Origin of the sequence: Microbacterium maritypicum MF109 (assembly GCF_000455825.1) — a bacterium.
In the GTDB taxonomy this organism is placed as follows: Bacteria; Actinomycetota; Actinomycetes; order Actinomycetales; family Microbacteriaceae; genus Microbacterium; species Microbacterium maritypicum_A.
This window is the reverse complement of the sequence record NZ_ATAO01000072.1, coordinates 1-535: the sequence shown is the minus strand read 5'-3', so window position 1 is coordinate 535 and position 535 is coordinate 1. Positions and strand designations below refer to the sequence as shown.

1 protein-coding gene is annotated in these 535 nt (G+C 70.3%); it reads left to right on the top strand.

The features are described from left to right. Nucleotides 1–8: 8 nt before the first annotated feature. Nucleotides 9–535 (top strand): response regulator (locus tag L687_RS25635; RefSeq protein WP_021198652.1); only part of this gene is annotated, 527 nt, incomplete at its 3' end.

Sequence of the window (535 nt, the reverse complement as noted above, 5' to 3'; positions counted from 1 at the left end):
GAACAGGGATGACCCCGGTGCGCGTGCTGCTCGTCGATGACCATCCCATCGTCCGCGCCGGTGTGCGCTCGCTGTTCGACCATCGTGACGACGTCGAGGTGGTCGGTGAGGCGGCGTCCGGAGAAGAGGCGCTCGCTCTCGCTCGGCACCTGCATCCCGATGTCGTGCTGTGCGACCTGCGGCTCGGTGAGGGCATGGACGGCGTGCAGACGACCGCCGCCCTGCGCACGCAGGATCCGGCCCCGGCCGTCCTGATCCTCACGACATTCGATCGCGACGCCGAGATCCTCGGTGCGATCGAGGCGGGAGCGGCGGGGTACCTGCTCAAGGATGTCGCCCCCGACGAGATCGTGCGTGCGATCCGGCAGGCCGCATCCGGCGGACTCGTGCTCAGCCCGGAGCTCAGTGAGCGGGTGGTGCAGGTCATGCGCGCGCCGCGGGTGCGGCTGACGGGCCGTGAGCTGGAGGTGCTCCGGCTGCTCGACACCGGGGCGTCGAACCGCGAGATCGCCAAGACGCTGTTCGTGACGGAGGC